The organism is Paenibacillus sp. J31TS4 (assembly GCF_018403265.1).
Classification (GTDB): Bacteria; Bacillota; Bacilli; order Paenibacillales; family NBRC-103111; genus J31TS4.
Genome location: NZ_BOSI01000005.1, coordinates 74,421 through 91,918 on the forward strand (window position 1 = coordinate 74,421; position 17,498 = coordinate 91,918).

17 protein-coding genes are annotated in these 17,498 nt (G+C 61.3%); 6 read left to right on the forward strand and 11 right to left on the reverse strand.

Annotation, left to right across the window (positions count from 1 at the left end; translation table 11 throughout):
- The first annotated feature begins 284 nt into the window (after positions 1-284).
- Together mqnE and KJS47_RS19515 are read left to right on the forward strand one after the other, a co-directional pair.
- Positions 285-1,388: an aminofutalosine synthase MqnE gene (mqnE, locus tag KJS47_RS19510; RefSeq protein ID WP_213526861.1), complete on the forward strand. Its 1,104-nt coding sequence runs from the start codon at positions 285-287 to the stop codon at positions 1,386-1,388.
- A gap of 254 nt (positions 1,389-1,642) precedes the next feature.
- Positions 1,643-2,707, forward strand: coding sequence for an NAD(P)/FAD-dependent oxidoreductase (locus tag KJS47_RS19515; protein WP_213527159.1), 1,065 nt, complete (start codon positions 1,643-1,645; stop codon positions 2,705-2,707).
- 304 nt (positions 2,708-3,011) lie between these two features.
- Here KJS47_RS19515 and KJS47_RS19520 read toward each other — a convergent pair whose 3' ends face one another.
- Entirely contained in the window at positions 3,012-3,266 is a 255-nt protein-coding gene (locus tag KJS47_RS19520) for a YuzB family protein (RefSeq protein WP_213526863.1), read from the reverse strand.
- 110 nt (positions 3,267-3,376) lie between these two features.
- Between KJS47_RS19520 and KJS47_RS19525 the strand changes: the two genes are divergently transcribed.
- Positions 3,377-3,622 (forward strand): NifU family protein, encoded by a 246-nt coding sequence (locus tag KJS47_RS19525; RefSeq protein WP_213526864.1) that lies wholly within the window; start codon positions 3,377-3,379, stop codon positions 3,620-3,622.
- A gap of 47 nt (positions 3,623-3,669) precedes the next feature.
- Here KJS47_RS19525 and KJS47_RS19530 read toward each other — a convergent pair whose 3' ends face one another.
- The 5 genes from KJS47_RS19530 to KJS47_RS19550 form a co-directional block, all read right to left on the reverse strand.
- Positions 3,670-4,485, reverse strand: a complete 816-nt coding sequence (locus tag KJS47_RS19530; protein ID WP_374707049.1) for an SDR family oxidoreductase — start codon at positions 4,483-4,485, stop codon at positions 3,670-3,672.
- Positions 4,486-4,668: 183 nt separating this feature from the next.
- Positions 4,669-5,703 carry a Cthe_2314 family HEPN domain-containing protein gene (locus KJS47_RS19535; protein WP_213526866.1) on the reverse strand — a complete coding sequence of 345 codons (1,035 nt, stop codon included), beginning with the start codon at positions 5,701-5,703 and terminating at the stop codon, positions 4,669-4,671.
- Between the two features lie 56 nt (positions 5,704-5,759).
- Positions 5,760-7,526: a UbiD family decarboxylase gene (locus KJS47_RS19540; RefSeq protein ID WP_213526868.1), complete on the reverse strand. Its 1,767-nt coding sequence runs from the start codon at positions 7,524-7,526 to the stop codon at positions 5,760-5,762.
- Between the two features lie 217 nt (positions 7,527-7,743).
- Positions 7,744-8,733 (reverse strand): COX15/CtaA family protein, encoded by a 990-nt coding sequence (locus tag KJS47_RS19545; RefSeq protein WP_213526870.1) that lies wholly within the window; start codon positions 8,731-8,733, stop codon positions 7,744-7,746.
- A gap of 221 nt (positions 8,734-8,954) precedes the next feature.
- A complete protein-coding gene (locus KJS47_RS19550) occupies positions 8,955-9,299 on the reverse strand; it encodes a thioredoxin family protein (protein ID WP_213526872.1) in 345 nt (114 codons plus the stop codon).
- 208 nt (positions 9,300-9,507) lie between these two features.
- On the opposite strand from KJS47_RS19550, the gene KJS47_RS19555 reads away from it, so the two are divergent.
- Together KJS47_RS19555 and KJS47_RS19560 are read left to right on the forward strand one after the other, a co-directional pair.
- Positions 9,508-10,350, forward strand: a complete 843-nt coding sequence (locus KJS47_RS19555) for an SPFH domain-containing protein (protein ID WP_213526874.1) — start codon at positions 9,508-9,510, stop codon at positions 10,348-10,350.
- A 13-nt stretch (positions 10,351-10,363) separates the two neighbouring features.
- Positions 10,364-10,573: a type II toxin-antitoxin system antitoxin gene (locus KJS47_RS19560; protein WP_213526876.1), complete on the forward strand. Its 210-nt coding sequence runs from the start codon at positions 10,364-10,366 to the stop codon at positions 10,571-10,573.
- 182 nt (positions 10,574-10,755) lie between these two features.
- On the opposite strand, the gene KJS47_RS19565 is transcribed toward KJS47_RS19560, so the two are convergent.
- Positions 10,756-12,234 carry a copper amine oxidase N-terminal domain-containing protein gene (locus tag KJS47_RS19565; protein WP_213526878.1) on the reverse strand — a complete coding sequence of 493 codons (1,479 nt, stop codon included), beginning with the start codon at positions 12,232-12,234 and terminating at the stop codon, positions 10,756-10,758.
- Between the two features lie 172 nt (positions 12,235-12,406).
- On the opposite strand from KJS47_RS19565, the gene KJS47_RS19570 reads away from it, so the two are divergent.
- Entirely contained in the window at positions 12,407-13,729 is a 1,323-nt protein-coding gene (locus tag KJS47_RS19570; RefSeq protein WP_213526880.1) for a DUF2515 family protein, read from the forward strand.
- Here the strand turns inward: KJS47_RS19570 and KJS47_RS19575 are convergent.
- Genes KJS47_RS19575 through KJS47_RS19590 form a run of 4 tightly spaced genes read right to left on the reverse strand, consistent with a single transcriptional unit; the run spans position 13,719 to position 17,415 of the window.
- Entirely contained in the window at positions 13,719-15,413 is a 1,695-nt protein-coding gene (locus KJS47_RS19575; RefSeq protein ID WP_213526882.1) for a putative polysaccharide biosynthesis protein, read from the reverse strand. The two genes, KJS47_RS19570 and KJS47_RS19575, sit on opposite strands and share 11 nt — an antisense overlap.
- Before the next feature lie 13 nt (positions 15,414-15,426).
- Positions 15,427-16,161, reverse strand: a complete 735-nt coding sequence (locus tag KJS47_RS19580; RefSeq protein WP_213526889.1) for a ThuA domain-containing protein — start codon at positions 16,159-16,161, stop codon at positions 15,427-15,429.
- Positions 16,162-16,176: 15 nt separating this feature from the next.
- Complete coding sequence (locus KJS47_RS19585) at positions 16,177-16,656, reverse strand: DUF456 domain-containing protein (protein WP_213526891.1); 480 nt, start codon at positions 16,654-16,656, stop codon at positions 16,177-16,179.
- 12 nt (positions 16,657-16,668) lie between these two features.
- Positions 16,669-17,415, reverse strand: a complete 747-nt coding sequence (locus KJS47_RS19590) for a Cof-type HAD-IIB family hydrolase (RefSeq protein WP_213526893.1) — start codon at positions 17,413-17,415, stop codon at positions 16,669-16,671.
- Positions 17,416-17,498 lie beyond the last annotated feature (83 nt).

Sequence of the window (17,498 nt, forward strand, 5' to 3'; positions counted from 1 at the left end):
TTTTTCAAAATAATGGAAGCAAAAATAGTGACAATTCGATAAACTTTCCACCGTTTCCCATGCAGACCGCTGGCGAACTGTGTCTTGCCGGGTCCTGACAGGTAGGTTTATAATAGGAAGAACGCCTGTCTGACCGGGCTTTTTCGTATGAATCCCTTTCTTATCGACGGTTTACGCGCAACACACGGATGAGGAGAGCGCGACCCGCCCCGCCATTCCCGACAAGGATACCGGGGCTGGAGTCTGTCTTCCCCTCCAAATGGCAAACAAAAGGAGCTGAGCGGATGAGCATTGTAATCCCCACACCGGAGACGCGGATGGCGGCGATCAGGGAGAAAGTAACGGCCGGTGAGCGGCTGTCCAAGGAAGACGGCCTGTTCCTGTACGAGTCGGACGACCTGATGGCCATCGGCCAGATGGCCAACGAGGTCAATCTGCGAATGAACGGCCGCAAGGTATACTTCATCGAGACGATGAGCCTATATTTCACCAATGTATGCGAAGCCCACTGCCGGTTCTGTCACTTCCGCCGGGATCCTGGCGAGGAAGGTGCCTACACCCTGTCCCCGGAGGAGATGTTCGCCTACATAGACCAGCATTACCACCCGGGCATGCGGGAGTTCCATATTACCGGCGGCCATAACAACACCGTGCCTTTCGACTACTATGTCAACTACGTCAAGGCGCTCAAGGCCCGGTATCCGGACGTGTTGATCAAGGCGCACACCGCAGCGGAGATCGAGTTCTTCTCCCGCATCAGCGGTCTCTCTTATGAAGACGTCCTGAAGACGCTGCTGGACGCCGGACTCAGCTCGCTGACGGGCGGCGGTGCGGAGATTCTGTCCGAGCGCTACCGCAAAAAAATGGGTGTCGGCAAAGCGACGACCGATCAATGGCTCGAGGTTCAGCGGGTCGCGCACGGCCTCGGCATGAAGACCCACGCCACCATGCTGTACGGGGGCATCGAAACGATGGAGGAGCGCATCCAGCATATGCTCTACCTGCGGGAGCTGCAGGACGAAACGAACGGCTTCCTCGTCTTCATCCCCAACTCGGTGCAGCCGGCCAGCGTCAATGCGGGCATCAAGCGACGCGTTTCGGCAATGGATATCCTCAAGACGACGGCGATCAGCCGGCTCATGTGTGACAATATCCAGCACATCAAGGCGTATTTCATCAACATGGGCACCCAGCTGACCCAGATCTCGCTGCAGATGGGCGCCTCCGACGTGCACGGAACGATCGTCCAGGAACGCATCAGCCACGCGGCAGGCGCGCTGACTCCCGAGGGGCTGACGCGCGACGAGCTTGTCTTCCTCATCAAAGGAGCGAACCGTATTCCCGTCGAACGGGATACGTTCTACAACGAGCTTCACGTGTACGAATAAGAGCCGGGCTTCCCGCCGCGGCCCGAGGAGAGAGGAATGGGCTTCGTCCCGTTCCTCTTCTCCTTGCGCGCCGCGAGAGAAGCGGCTTCTGCGCGGGTTCAATCCGACCCGCCTGGGTAAATATGTATCAAACCCGAACAAACTCGCGGGTCTCGCGACAGGTCCGGGATACTTTCTCAGCAGAACAGAAAGACTATCAAGACCTCCTTTCTGCTTCTCCTCCAAACCACGAATAGGAAGGTTTTTTTGCCATGATAAAACATGTAGTTGTATTGGGCGGCGGCTACGGCGGCCTGGCGGTCGTCGACGATCTGCTCGACAAGGATATCGCCAATCACATCGAGATCACCCTTGTGGACCGGATGCCGTTCCAGGGACTCAAAACCGAATACTATGCGCTTGCCTCCGGCACGGCCTCGGATATCGAAATCCGCAATCAATTTCCGACCGACCCGCGCCTGACCAAAGCATACGGGGAAGTAACCTCCGTCGATTTGGAGAAGAAGCAGGTCTGCTTTTTGGAAGGAGATCCCCTCTCCTATGACGTGCTGGTGATTGCCTTGGGCTGCGTGGACAAGTTCCATAACATTCCCGGAGCCGAGATGTTCTCGTGCAGCATCCAGTCGCTGTCGGCGACCCGGAAGACGAATCAGCGGGTGAACGACGTCAAGCCGTACGGCACCGTCAGCATCATCGGAGGCGGCCTGAGCGGCGTGGAGATGGCTGCGGAGCTGCGGGAGAGCCGTCCCGATTTGAACGTGCGTATTCTCGACCGGGGCAAGAGCATTCTCTCTCCATTCCCGGACAAGCTGCAGCAGTTCGTGCGCGTCTGGTTCGAGAAGCACGACATCGACATGGTGAACGGCGTCTCGGTGAGCCGGCTCGAGGAGGGCGTCATCTACAACCAAGGCGAGATGATACTGACTGACGCTACCGTCTGGACCGCCGGCATCCAGCCGAGTCCGGTCGTGCAGCAGATGGACGTGCCCAAGGATCCGCAGGGACGCGTGCTGCTGAACGAATTCCATCAAATTCCGCAGCACCCGGACGTCTATGTTGTCGGAGACTGCGCGAGCCTCGCCTTCTCGCCGAGCGCCCAAGCGGCCGGTGCGCAGGGCAAGCAGGTCGCCGAGGTGATCGAGGCGGTATGGAAGGGCGAAACGCCCAAGCTCGGCCAGATCAAGCTGAGAGGCGTCCTCGGCTCGCTCGGCAAGAAATCGGGCTTCGGCCTCATGGGCAAAAAGACCGTCATGCTCGGCATGGTGCCGCGCGCGCTCAAGAGCGGCGTGCTCTGGAAGTCGCGGCGCCATTTCGGCTAAAGCTAGCCGCCGGCTGCGGGGCCGCTAGCCCCGCCGAGCAGGTGAACAGCGCTGTGCAAGCTCCGACCGCTGCCCTATTAAGAGACGAGCAGGACCTGCATGGCGAAAACCCCCGCGCTGCGAGTCACCGCCGCTTTCGCCGGCCGTTCATTGACCGTCGGCCAAATCCTTCCCGTCCTGGCACATGCCGATAACTCGATAGCCAACTTGGCAGGGCGGCGGGCAACGGGAATCCGAGGCTGGGAATCGGTTCTCGCGACCAGCATCTTCCTGTCCGGCTCAAGCAAACAGCCCGCCGGGCTACTTATTCCCCCGGCGGGCTGTCGATCGCCTCGATTTCTTGAATGGCCTTGCGGATGAGCTCATACAGCTCCTCCTCGGTCGGTGCCGCCAGCGGTTCCCCGTTGACGAGCGCGTACGGGCTGGCATAACATTCGCCGCAATTGCCGAGACAGCCGTATTCGACGACGTCGTAGGCCGGGTTACTCTCCAGCTGCTTCATCGGGCAGCCGGGATCCTGATGCCCATTGTTGGTGCAGTATTCGATGACCGGACGCATGGCGCGTTCCTCCTCTCGCGGGCGGAGGCGCCTTCCGACCGGCGCCCCATTTCCATTTTGCCGTTCCTGTATTATAATAAGAAGTGTATAGGAAAGGAGTTGGACGATCAATGAGTGAAAATGCACAGAGCACCATGTATGATGAAGTGCTTGAAGTTTTAGATAAGCTGCGCCCGTTCCTGCAGCGCGACGGCGGCGATGTCGAGCTGGTCGACGTGGAGGACGGAATCGTCAAGCTGAAGCTGATGGGTGCCTGCGGCAGCTGCCCCAGCTCCACCATCACGCTGAAAGCCGGCATTGAGCGCGCGCTTGTGGAAGAAGTCGAAGGCGTTCAAGAGGTTGTCCAAGTCTTCTAATTCTCTTCCGCGCCTCATATGCGGAATCCAGCAAGAAGAGTCCCTGGCTACAGGGACTCTTCTTTGCGTTGGGGTGCCGTATCGGCTGCGAAGCCTTTGACCGAACGGATCGGATCGAGCCCTCCGGAGACGTCGATGATGTTGCCGGTCAGGAAGTCGGACTGGCGCTCGCACAGAAAGGCGATCACCCTCGCAACATCCTCCCCGGTACCCGGGCGTCCGCGCGGCGACTCGGGATCGGTCTCCTGCCGCACGTCGTCGATGCCCGCTTCCTTATGGGCGCCTCGGATATCACCGGGGCAGACCATGTTGACGGTGATGCCATAGGGAGCTTCCTCGACCGCCAGCGTCTTCGTGAACGAGACGAGGCCGACCTTGGCCGCCGCGTAGGCGGCGCGGTGCGGCCAGCCTGGTGCCTCGGCCGCGTGTCCGAAGCCGAAATGCACGATCCTCCCCCATCCGGCCCGGCGCATGCCCGGCAACACCAGATGGTCCAGCTCCATGACACCGAGCAGATTGCCCCTAACGAGATAGTCGATCTCCTCCCGCGCGTAATCCGCGAACCGGCGGCGCTCCCGGATGAACGGGCCGGCGTTGTTGACGAGAATATCGATGCCGCCCAGCTTGCCGGCCGCTTCGTCCGCCAGCCGCTCCACGTCGCCGGGCTTCGCGATATCCGCCTGGAAGGCTTCCGCGCGGACGCCGAGCGCCTCCAGCTCCCGCTTGAGCGCCTCGGCCTCTTCCTTGCTATGTACATAATTCAGAGCTATGTCGCAGCCAAGTTCGGCCAGCGTAAACGCCGTCCGTTTCCCCAGCCCTTTGGCACTGCCCGTAATTAAGGCTACCTTATGATCCAGCCGCATGGGTACCTCCTCCACATTGGTCCATCGTCTCTCCTCGCGAACCTCTAACCGACATGCCTTCAGAGAACCGCAACAGAGCAAACCAAAAGCGCCCTGCCGGCCGTATGAGACGGAAGCAGGACGCCGGTTCTCTCAGTATAGTCGAACTTGGCGGGCCGCGCCAGCAGAGGGGCACAGAGGGCGTCAGCGGCCCGCCTGCTTCGGCTGCTTGCGTCCGGGTTTGCCGCTCTTGAAGGCGGACGAGGAGCCGCCCTGCGGGCTTCTGCGGCGGCCGTCGGCTCCGTTCCCGCCCTGCTTGTCCTGGGACGTTTGGCGCGGCTTTCGAGGGTCCGCCTTGGTCTTGGTGCCCGAACGGAGCCGGCCTCCCGGCTTCTCGCCGGACTGACCGCCGGGTCCGGCATGGTTCCCGTTCTGACGCTTGCCTCCGTTCCCCGGCTTGCCGGCGGACACGGACGCCGCGTCCTCCTCCGCCGCTTCCGCCGTCCGCTCGACCGCCTGCTCCTCCACCGATGCCGGCTGCTCCTCGTGCAAATAGCGGAACGTCGTAATGAGCGTCCGACACACCATCTCGAAGCCCCTGTCCAGGTGACGGATGTTGTCCTGCACATCCTCGATCGGCGTGCACGCATCGGCGATCCGCTTCGCGTATTCAAGATCGTCCATAATCTCGGTATTCATCGAATGCGTCTCCATATTGCGCTGGTTCCGCAGCACGGTTAGCGAATCCTGGAAGTCGTTCTTGATCTGGAACAGCTGCTCCTCGAGCTTCGCCTCGATCTTTTTCTCGTGCATTTGGCGCAGTACCGTGAAGTAGGAGAACTTGGCCTTGAAGCGTTCGGTCTCGAGCTGCAGCAGCTCGTTGAAGAAGAAGCCCAGCTTGTCCAGAATGGAGAATACTCTCAGGAAGCCGTTCTTGTAAAAATACAGGTGCCGGTGATAATCGTCCCGTTCCGGCAGGTCCATTTTCTCCAGATACCGGCTGCTCAGCCTCTCCGCATACCGCTTGGCGCAGTAAGCGCTCTGCTCGAGCTCGTCGAGCGCCCGGATGAAGCCGTTGATCCAAATTTGCAGGTAGCGGACATGCCGATGGTTCCCCTGCTTAGGAGCATGGTTCTCCATCGGATCGAGACTATTGAAATAATAGGCGATGGCCTCCATCGCTTCGCCCAGCAGGCCTTCCTCCTTGCGCCGCGGTTCGTCGAACAGGAATCGAAGCATGAGGCACCCCCTTAACCAATTGTTGCCCGCCCGGCATTCCTGCTGTCAGGGGCGGGTTATAGCCCGTTTGGGAAATAGTCTTTCCAACGGGAGTCGACTTGCTGCACCACGCTGTCCAGAGGGATAAGCTCATCGGGATAGCCCGGCTTCATGCGGGCGTCGATGACGATCGGCAGCTTGTAGCCGATATGATGGCGTCTCATATCGGAGCGGGCGTACAGATCCATGGCCGGACTGAACCGGGTGAAGACGGTCCACAGGAACAGGCTCTCGCTCGCGGCAATGTCGGTGTCGTCCGCGAGAATGACAAGCGGCCAATTCTCAAGTTGGTCCGCATGCTTGTCCACGATGCGCGGCGCAAGCTCCGGATCCTCCGTATACGAAGCTCCCGAGACGACCAGACAGCCCGGAATGAAGACAGCCGCTTTGGCTATGCCGTCGAGCTGGCCGGCCGTATAGGCGGCGGGCAGCTCCCGCACCGGCTCCCCGAGGCCCATGAGCACGGCCTTGCTGCCTTTGTTCAAGGCGTGGCCCGTGTAATCGAGCGTATCGTGGGAAGTATGATTAAAAATAAACAGGTCGCGCTCCGGTTGAAACCGCTCCAGTATGATGCCAAGCAGCGTACGGAAGTCCGCCAGATCGGTCATCTGGTCGGTGAGCAGCAGGAACTTGGTCAGCGTCAGCTGGCCTTCCCCGAGGATACGGAACGCAGTGCCAAGCGCTTCCCGCGAATAGCTCTCCCGTACGACTGCCGCGGCAAGCGAATGAAATCCGGATTCCGCATACGTCCACAGGCTTTTGACACCTGGCATGGCGATGGGGAACGCCGGCGACAGCAGACGCTGCAGGAATTCGCCGAGGTAATAGTCCTCTTGGCGCGGCTTGCCGACGATCGTCGCCGGGTAGATGGCATTGTCGCGCCGCCAAACGTGATCGACTTCGAACACGGGGAAGTCGTGGGCGAGCGAATAGTAGCCGAAGTGGTCGCCGAACGGCCCCTCCAGCCGGCGCACATGCGGCGGCACCTTGCCGCTGATGGCAAATTCGGCCTCGGCAACGAGCCGGTGCCCCCCGTTCGGATTGGCGGTCATGCCGAGCTTCTTGCCGAGAATAAGAGACGTCAGGAGCAGCTCCGGCAGGTGCTCCGGTACCGGCGCGATCGCCGATGCGATCAGCGCAGGCGGACCGCCGAGGAAGACGGTAACGGGAAGCGCCTCATTGCGCTGCTCCGCTTCGTAATGGTGGAAGCCGCCGCCCTTATGGATCTGCCAGTGCATGCCGGTCGTATGGCCGTCGTAAACCTGCATGCGGTACATGCCGAGGTTATGGTCTCCCCCGCCCGGCTTCTCCGTGTAGACGAGCGGAAGCGTGACGAACGGGCCCCCGTCCTCCTGCCAGCTGGTCAGAACCGGGAGCTTGGTCATCGGGTTGTCCCGGTCGCAATGCTTCAGAATCGGAGCCTGCTCGGAGGAGACGGACTTCATGCCGACCTTGAGCAGGTCGAACAGCATGTCCTTTTGTCCCCACAGCCCTTTGAACGTAGGCGGCAGCAGCGTGTTCAGCGAGCCGACCACCTGCTTCATCAGCTGCTCCGGCTTCGGGCCAAAGGCCAGGTCGACGCGGCGGCTCGTGCCGAACAGGTTCGTCGCCACCGGGAAGGCGCTTCCTTTTACATTGGTGAACAGAAGCGCGGGACCGTTCTCCTCGATCACTCTCCGGTGAATCTCCGCCAGCTCCAGGTTCGGGTCGACCGGAGCCGATATCTCTACCAGGTCGTTCTCCCGGCGCAGGCAATCCAGGTACTGCCGCAAATTATCGAACACTCGACATTCCTCCTCATGAATAGGGCCTAACTTGGAAAAAGAGGCTCCCTCCCCTCTCCGTAAGCCGGAGGTTGAGAAAGGAGCCCCTTGGGTTACCGGATTCTCGGATCGGCGGTTAGTCCCGCTCACGGGCTCCGCCTAGTTCGCAGGCCGGACACGGGACAATGAAATCGTACGAGGATGGCCTGTTCGCAAGTGCCCGCCTCCCACTGCCCGCTTACTCCGCGATCCGCCGGTAGGCGGACCCTTGCCGCCGGTCCGGATTCAGCTGAATCATGCGCACGCTCAGGAAGCAGAGGACGCTGAACAGGCCGGCGATCCAGACGGTGTGCAGAAGCGCCATGAACAGATACCATTCCGTGCCCATCGCGAACGTGACGAGCACGCCGCTCATGCCCTGCAGCAGGACGAAGGCAAGCGACCAATTCGCCCACTTGGCGAATTCCGGCAGCACGCCAGTGCGTCTGGTCATCACGACGAGCAGGATGACCATCGCGACGAGCAGCATGGCAGCGACTCGGTGCGAAAAGACGGCGCCGGTGCCGCCCGACAGCGCGGGGATCAGCTCGCCGTTGCAGAGCGGGAATCCGCTGCAGGCGCCCCCGGAGTCGGTATGCTTGATGTAGGCGCCGATATAGACAACGACGACGCTGTAGATCGTCGTCAGCCAGACCGCGGCCCGCAGGCCGACAGTCGGTCCGTGGAACGACGCGAGCTTGGCTGCGCTGCCGCGCGATTCGGCGGCCGCCGCCTCGTCGAAGGTCTGAGGAACCTTCTCGGGATTCCACAGCACGATGGCGAGCAGTAGAGAACTCGCCACCGCGACGAGCGAGATGCCGAAGTGGAGCGCCAGGACGGCGGACGACTGCGGCCAGATGACCGCTGCCGCGCCCATCAGCGCTTGAATGACGGTAAACGCCAGCGCGGTCGTTGCATACCAGAAGGCATCCTTGCGCTTTACAAAGATTAAAACCCCGATGAATGCCGCTAGGACGAGAATGCCTTCCAGCGCGGTCACAAACCGGTGGCTGTATTCAATCATCGATTCAATAGTATAGCTGGGAATGAATTTGCCGTTGCAGAGCGGCCAATCGTCTCCGCAGCCCCGGCCCGATTCCGTCTTCGTGACGAGCGCACCCATCAGGAGGACGATAAACATGCCGATGGCGGATGCAGTCGAAAGTGCTCTTAGCCATTTGCCCTTCATCTGTAGCCCTCACTTTCTCTTGGACAAGACATAGCGAAGGGCCTTGCAAGAAGACCCTGTACAACTCCCATTATATCCGCAAACGGGAGACGAATGCACGACCAATTGTGACAAAAGAACAAAAGAACCCCCGCCGCTGCAGGAGAACCGCGCCGGGAAGGGCGCCGCTTCGACTGCTGCGGAAGGGGGCTGGGAGTGTGATGGTTCGCGCTCTAGGCTCGTTACTGGGAGATAGTCTCCGCTACCTGCAAAGATTTGTCGAGATATTCCTCGATCTCCTCGCGCGTCTTGCGGAGCTTGCTGACGAATCGGGTCAGCTCCTGGCCGTTCTTGAAGACGATAAAGCTCGGAATACCAAGAATATGGTAGGCGTCGCACAGATCCGGCAGCTCGTCTCGGTCGATGACGACAAAGGTGAGCCGGTCCGCATAAGCCTGCTCAAGGGCCGGCATGAACGGCTCGATATAATGGCAGTCTTTGCACCAGTCGGCCTTGAAGACGGCAACGGTAGGTTTCGAGCCGGCGATCTGCTCGCGGAAGGCTTCTTCGGTAGACAGCTTGTTCATGGCGGTTCCTCCTATAAGAAAGTTTTCCTTGTTATAGCATGCCCCACACCGTATGTCAATGTCGCTTGCCGCCTATTTACAGCTTCAGAAAAAAGTGATATCATATCGGTATCAAACCAATATTGTTCTTCCGGATAGATTCTTCCGAATTCGGGAAGTGGCTATCCGCTTCTTCCACCATCTTGTTTCCGAAAGGCAGTGAGCGAACATGACAGAAAGAAAAGCATGGAAAGTGAATGGCTATATGGGGGTGATCTTGACGCTTGCCCTCACGGTGCTCGGCATCGTGCTGCTGATCCAGGAATCGATCGTCGGCGGTGTGGCCTCGCTTGTGCTTGCGAGCTTGCTTCTCACCACCTTTACCGTCGTGCAGCCGAACCAGGCGCTCGTGCTGACCTTCTTCGGCAGCTACCTCGGTACGATCCGGGACAGCGGCCTGTGGATGACGGTACCGCTGACGATCCGCAAGAAGGTGTCGCTGCGCGTCCGCAACTTTAACAGCGCCAAGCTTAAGGTGAACGATGTGGATGGCAACCCGGTCGAAATCGCGGCCGTTATCGTCTTTCGCGTCGTCGATTCGTCCAAGGCCGTCTTCGACGTCGAGAATTACATGCAGTTCGTCGAGATCCAGAGCGAGACGGCGCTCCGCCATGTCGCCAGCAAATATCCGTACGACAACTTCCTCTCCGATGGCCTCTCGCTGCGCGGCAATGCGGAGGAGGTAGCCGGCGAGCTGAGCGTCGAGCTCCAGCACCGCCTGGCCGTCGCGGGGGTCGAAGTCATGGAGGCCCGGCTGACCCACCTCGCCTACTCGACCGAGATCGCCAGCGCAATGCTTCAGCGCCAGCAGGCGGCTGCCATCGTCTCCGCGCGCCAGAAGATCGTCGAGGGCGCCGTCGGGATGGTGCAGCTTGCCATCGCCCAGCTCGAGGCGGAAGGCGTCGTCCAACTCGACGAGGAGCGCAAGGCGGCCATGATCAATAACTTGATGGTAGCCATCGTATCCGATCGGGCGGCCAGCCCGGTCATCAATACGGGCAGCCTGTATTGAGCCGGTCTCGCCTATGGCACCGAAGAAGAATTTCCCGCTGCGAATCGATCCGCTCCTGTATCAAGCGCTGGAGCAATGGGCCGCCGATGAATTCCGCAGCGTCAACGGCCATCTCGAATTTCTCCTCCGCGAAGCGGTCCGCAAGGCGGGCCGCCTTCCGGGCAAGCCGAAGCCTTCGGCTCCGGACGAGCCCGGCGGCACCGCCGGAGAAGCGGAATCCTAATCAATCGCATGCCGATCTCGCCCAGCCCGGTCGTCCTATGGGACGCCGGGCTGGCTGCTTGCTCGGCCCTCTGGTGGGCACAAGAAAGAACCCCTCGGCGTCCTTGCGGGACACTCGAGGGGTTCTTCCATTTGTTCATGCTTCTTGCTTGTTCATGCTTTTTTGCTTGCTCTCATCAGCTATTACTTGCGCTCGATCAGCACGCTTCTTGCCTCGTTGTCCCAATCGACTTCGTAGCCGAAAGTCTCGGCGAGGAAGCGAACCGGTACGAACGTGATGCCGGCGATCAATTGCGGTGCCGCTTCCAGCTCAGCCGACTGGCCGTCGACGGAAGCTTTGTTGCTGCCGATTGTCAGGACGACCGTCTTGCCGGTTAGAATTTCGGTAATCGTCACTTGCTGCTTCTCCTGGTTCCAGGTGATATCCGCGTCGAGTCCTTCCACTACGAAGCGGACCGGCACCATTGCCTTCTCGCTGGCCGGATCGATGTACGCATCCGGGAACAGATCGTCCGGCTGCTCGGTGTACTCGCCGACGGAGATATGCAGGGTCTTGTTCAGCACCTTCAGGTCGTTGACCAGCAGCTTGTAGGCGTCGGAGTTCGGGTTCAGCGTCTTGAGGAAATGTGCCAGCTTCAAGTTCTCGTTTACCTCGAGCACGCCTTTGGAACGGTCAACCTTGGACGCGGTAACCGGCTGGTTCGCATTCCACATTTCGGATACGCCCGATACTTTGATACTCTGGATCTCGTCAGCTGCAGCGTCGATATTCGGATTGAAGATTGCGAGCTCAAAGGTGGACTTGTGGACCGCCAGGTTGCTGTCCACGTACAGGTCCATCTTCATGTAGTTGCGGTCGTTCAGAATTTCCTTGGCGTCCTCGGAGTACAGCTCCTTGATCACCTGATCCTTCACTTCGTCCAGCTGCGACTTGGCGGCCTGGGTCATCAGGCTGACCATGGCCGGATCGACCTTGCCCGGCTCCACGCCAGTCTGCTGGCTCATCACCAGTGTAATGATCTCGGTCAAGAGAGCGTCGTCCTTGGTCAGCGCCTCGAGCGCTTTCTCGATCAGACCGGGCACTTCGCTGCCCTTGATCTCGATATGAACCTTGGTGAGAGCGAGTCTCTTGCCGTTAATGATTTCGTTCGCCTGCCCTACCTGTACGACATTCGGGTTCGGCAGCTGCTGAATGATCAGCGGAGCGACTGCGCGCACCAACTCCTGCTGGGCCACCACGGAGCCCATGCCCGGCATCGGTTCTCCAGACTGCTTCTCCAGCTCCTCCAGGTTCATGACAACCGGCTTGCTGGCCCCATCCACCAAGAACGCCATTTCCTTGTCCGTCGTATACATGGTGAACGGAATGGAAGCGGATTTCAGGTTCAGCCTGCCGCTTGCCGACATTGTTTCCGGAGACTGCATCTTGATGTCCGTCAGGCTGAGGGATACGTTTCTCAGCAGCTCAAGAGCCTTTTCCTTGTTGGCTTCCCCACCGGCGATCTCGAGATTGAGCTCCTGCTTGCCTTCGTACGAAGCGACGTTCATGTTGTTCTCGAGAGCCTTGTTCAGATCGACGCCCGACACTGGCTGACAGCCGGTCAGCAGGAGCATGAGCGACGCGAGCATCGCCCCGATCCACATTATGTACTTGCGTTTCATCTACCTTCTCCTCTCTCTCTCATCCATATTGCCAATATTAGGCATAACTCTATCATACCATGCTAGGTTACTGGCTGAAAGGAAAAGAAAGCAAGAGTTTTGACGGTTTCCGTACATTATGGAAGTCGTTTCTAGGAATAATAAAGCCATCCACTTGAAAAGGAGGCCTGCCATGAGCGGCTACTCCCCCTCCTCCGGCCCGGCGTCCAAGGCGGCCGGACTCTGGCGGCTGGTCAAGGGCGCCGCATCGGTCGTCTGGATCAAGGCCGCTTCGCTCTGGCCGCCCGGAAGCGGCGGCTCAGGCAGCGGACGCCGGCTCGCCATCGCCCGGGAAGACCGTGACCGGGTCCGGGAACGGATCCGCCAAGCGCTCGACACGGGGGCGGGGCCGGTACAAGCGCAAGTGGAGCCGCAGCCATCTCCCGACGAGACGGCGCTCCTCGTCCGGCTGCGGGAGGAGACCCGGCAGGCGAACCGCAACAACGTCGAGCGCACGGCGGCCTACGGGGCGTTCTACCGGCGGTTCCCCGAGGTCCATTGGGCGCTGCTCGCGCATCTCGTCTCCCGCAGCGGCGGCTACAGCATGACGGATCTGCGGGGGGAGCTTCTTCCCCTCCTGCTCGATGCCGGGCGGCTCGAAACGACGTTCCGGATGCTCGAGCGGAGCAACGCCTTCATCTTCGGCGACGCGTATCCGCAGCTGCTGCTGTACGAGGAGAGCCGCAGACGCGGCCGCCCTCTGTTCCACCTGCTCCCCGCGCTCGGCGTCTCCCGGTTCATGCGCCCGGTCTGGGAGGACTTCTGGCAGCACGGAACCTCCGCGCTCCTGACCGTCTCCCTCATCGTCAACGAGCAGAGCTACATCCAGGGACGCGTCGTGGACGATCCGGTCTTCCGCCGCCAGGTGCTCGAGACGCCCACGGCGGCCGCCCAGCGGCTGCTGCAGCTGAACCAGGTCGTGCTGCCCTGGCTGCCCGAGGAGCCGCCGGCAGCCCCCGCCCCGTCCTCCCGCAGCGCCCTGCGGCTCTACGGCCGCATCCTCGAGGATTTCACCGACCTCGAGGAGCGCATCGCCTTCGGCCGACAGCTGTACGCGCTGCTGTTCGCGGCGCCCGGCGTGCTCACGGGCGCCGAGCGCTTCGCCGGGACGGTGCCGCATACCGGCTCGCGGGCGGACTACTGGCCGCAGCTGTATACCGCGGCGGCCCCCGCGCCAGCACAAAAAGCCTCTCCGTCCAAAGGCTGGACGGAGAGGCTGGACCGGTCGGGCTCCCTGCGGGCGGGCGCCCCGCGCTTTTACAGCCCGGCGCTGACCGAGGCGTGGCCGGATCGCCCGCTGGAGCAGCCGGCGGTGTACGACTGGTGCCGCGGACCGGAGGCGATCCGGCACCTCGACTCCATCGCGGTACCGGAGCAGGCGGACCTGGCGACCGAAGCTTCGCTCGGGCTCCGCAAGCTCGAGCTCGCCGTACAGGCGGGCCGGCTTACCGTTTGACGAGACGGCCGACGCGGGCGATCAGCTTCTTGAGCGGAGCCGGGAAGCCGGCGACGTCGTCCTTGGTGACGACCTTGAGCGCCATCATGAGAACGGGATAGAGCGAGAGCACGACGATGCCGGTAATGGCGCCGTCCACCAGGTAGAGCAGCTTGGCCGGCAGCCCGCTCAGCAGCGAGTAGCACAGCCGCTCGACGGCGAAGCCGACGGCGAGCAGAATCGCGCTCGCCCCGGCGAGGCCGCCCCAGCGCCGGCCGCTCATGACGCGGAACGGCACCTTCTTGCGGATGACGCGGGCGTTGAACGCCATCATGACGACGAAGCAGCCGGCGGTGCCGAGCACGATGCCGTACATGCCGAGTACCGGCGCCAGCAGCAGGCTGACGACCAGCTTCGCGACGATGCCGAGGCAGACGTTCACGATCAGCGGGCGCATCTCTCCGATGCCCATCAGTATCGAGCCGGACGTCTGCATGACGATCTGGAACAGCGCGCTCGCCGTCAGCAGCGCGACGATGCCGTAGCCGGCTTCGTTCGGGAACAGGAAGCCGTTGATCGGACGGGCCGCCGTGACGATCGCAAGCACGACCGGCAGGCCGGTCAGCACCGAGATCTGCAGCGCCTTGGCCGCCTGCCGCTTCACCTCAACCAAATCGCCGCGGGCGTAGGCCGAGGAGACGATCGGGACGATCGACTGGCTGAGCGCGATCGCCAGAATGATCGGAATGCCCGCCAGCGACTGGGCTTGTCCGGTGAGAATGCCGAGCGCCACCTTGGCCTCCGTCTCGCCGATCGTTCCGCGCAGCAGCGGAATCGCCATCGACGAGTCGATGAAGTAGATGAGCGGGACCGCGAGCGAGAACAGAACGATCGGAATCGAGATCGTGAACATCGCTTTGAAGATCGACCCGTATGTGCCGAGAACCTTGGGCGCGAGCGGGTTATCCGCCTGCGGGGCGGACGCCGCGGCCGTCTGGGTCTGGCGGATGCGGACCGGGATGCCGCCGCGGGAGGCCGGGGCCGTCTCGCCCCGTTCCCTGCGGTCCTGCCGGCGCAGCGACCGCCAGTACCAGGCCAGCACGGCGACGGCGCCCACGCTGCCCATCACGCCGCCGAACGAAGCGCCGGCGACGGCCCAGTCATGGCCCCAGCCGACCGCGAGAAACAGCGCCGCGAGGCCGATGGAGGTGACGAGCCGGAGAATCTGCTCGATGATCTGGGACAGGCCGTTCGGCATCATCATCCGGCGGCCCTGGAAGTAGCCGCGCACGATGGCGATCAGCGGAAACAAGAGAAGCGCCGGCGCGAGCGCCCGGATCGCGAGCGTCGCCGAGGCGTCGCCGGATGCGTTGGCATACGTCGGTGCATAGAGAAGCAGAAAGACCGTCATGACGACGCCCGCGCCGAGCGCGAACTGGACCGACGCGCGGAAGATGCGGTCGGCCTCCGCATGGCGGCCGAGCTCCGTCCGCTCGGAGACGAGCTTGCTGAGCGCGCTCGGAATGCCTGCGGTGGCGATCGTCAGGAGCAGCGTATAGATATTGAAGGCAATGCCGAACGTCGCCATCCCGCCCTGTCCGATCAGGTAGACGAGCGGAATCCGCTGCACGACCCCGAGTACCCGGGCGACGAGAGCGGCGGCGGCTAGTATGACCGTGCCTTTGACTAACGAATCTTTTGCCAAGTGTCTCGACTCCCTACTTAGTGGACCGGATTTCTTCGAGCGGAAGCGTATGGTGATAGACCGGTGTCGCGCCGTGGCGGGGAGCCGCCCACTGAACGCCGTTCGAGATGACGCGGAGCACGTCGGGATTGTAATAAGTCGGATACGTCTCGTGGCCCGGACGGAAGTAGAACACCTTGCCGAGTCCGCGGTGGTAGGTGCAGCCGCTGCGGAACACTTCTCCGCCCTCGAACCAGCTGACGAAGACGAGCTCGTCCGGCTTCGGGATGTCGAAGTGCTCGCCGTACATCTCCTCGTGCGGAATCTCCACATACTGCCCGATTCCTTCAGCAATCGGATGCGCCGGATCGACGACCCAGATGCGCTCCTTCTCTCCTACCTCGCGCCACTTGAGGCTGCAGGAGGTGCCCATCAGCTTCTTGAAGATTTTGGAGTAATGCCCCGAGTGCAGCACGATCAAGCCCATCCCCTGCAGCACCCGCTCCTGCACGCGATCGACGATGGCGTCCTCCACCCGGCCGTGGGCCTTGTGCCCCCACCAGATCAGCACGTCGGTTTCGTTCAGCACTTCCTCGGTCAAGCCGTGCTCCGGCTCCTCGAGCGTAGCCGTCCGCACCTCAACGCCCTCCTGCCGGATACCTTCCGCGATCGCCTGATGCAGGCCCAGCGGATAGACGCGCCGGACCGCCTCATTTTCCTTTTCATGCAAAAACTCGTTCCACACCGTTACCCGAATCGCTGGTTTCATGTCCAACGCTCCCCCTCACCATACCCATATGAAAAATAGAACAATCATGACAGCCTGCAATAGCAATTTGGCCGCGGAGCTGGAGAAAAAGCCCACAACGGCGCCGATCCCCGCCTTGAAGGCCCGCTCGGGCGAAGCGCCGGTCAACAGCTCGCCGATTACGGCCCCAAGGAAGGGGCCGATGATGAGCCCGAACGCCGGAATGACGAACGGACCGGCGATGATGCCGATCGTGCTGCCGATCACCGACGCGCGCGTGCCGCCGAACCGCTTGACGCCCATCGCGCCGATCAGGTAATCGGCAATGAGGACGGTCAGGACGATCGCGGACTGGATCAGCCAGAACCACAAGCCGAACGGCTCAAAGCTGATGAACAGCCCGTATACGAAGAAAGCGGCGAAGATGGCCAGGACGCCCGGAAGCACCGGCAGGACGGCGCCCAGCATCCCGATCACAAACAATGCGATGACGAGAATCCAGCCTATCCAGACCATCTCTATCCTCTCCTACTCCTCGAGGCCGAAGGCGTACTTGCGGATTGCAAGAGCGACGCCGTCCTCGTTGTTGGTAGCCGTCACGGCGTTCGCCGCCAGCTTGAGCTCTTCCTGGGCGTTGCCCATCGCGATGCCGAGCCCGGATTCTTTGATCATGGTCAGGTCGTTCAGGCTGTCGCCCATCGCCATGACCTCCTCCATCTTGACGCCGAGCAGGTTGCAGACGTCCATGATGCCGCTCGCCTTGCTGATCCCTCTCGGATTAATCTCCAGGTTGTTCACGTTGGAGTTCGTGATTTCGAACAGCTCGCGCTCCTCTAGGACACCCCGGATGAGAGCCAGCTTCTCCGCATCGTCGGTCATGAAGCCGAACTTGAGCCACTGCTTGTCGTCCAGATTATCGGTCCAGTGGTCTTTGTTGAACAGTCCTTCCACCGCATAGCCCCAGAACCAGGTGCCGTGGGTCGCCGCAATGCCGTGCAGCCATTTGATCCATTCGGTCTCCATAAGATGCCGCTTGAAGAGGACTCCCGGAGCCTTCCATACCTCGCTGCCGTTGACCGATACCATGGGCGACTGCAGATTCAGCTCCTCCACATACTTCTGGACGGATTGAACGCCCCGTCCCGTCGAGAACATGACCGTGATGCCGGCTTCGATCGCCTTGTCGATCCATTTGCGGTTTTCGGGGGAGATGGCGTGGCTGCTGTTCAGCACGGTGCCATCCATGTCAAGTGCAATGACTTTGTAAGGTCCCATAATGATGCTCTTCCTCTCCCTCTGTTCCCTTTGTCTCCTCGATGGCCGGTTTCGGCCCGAGGCTCTCTGTCTTTCGGCCGGGT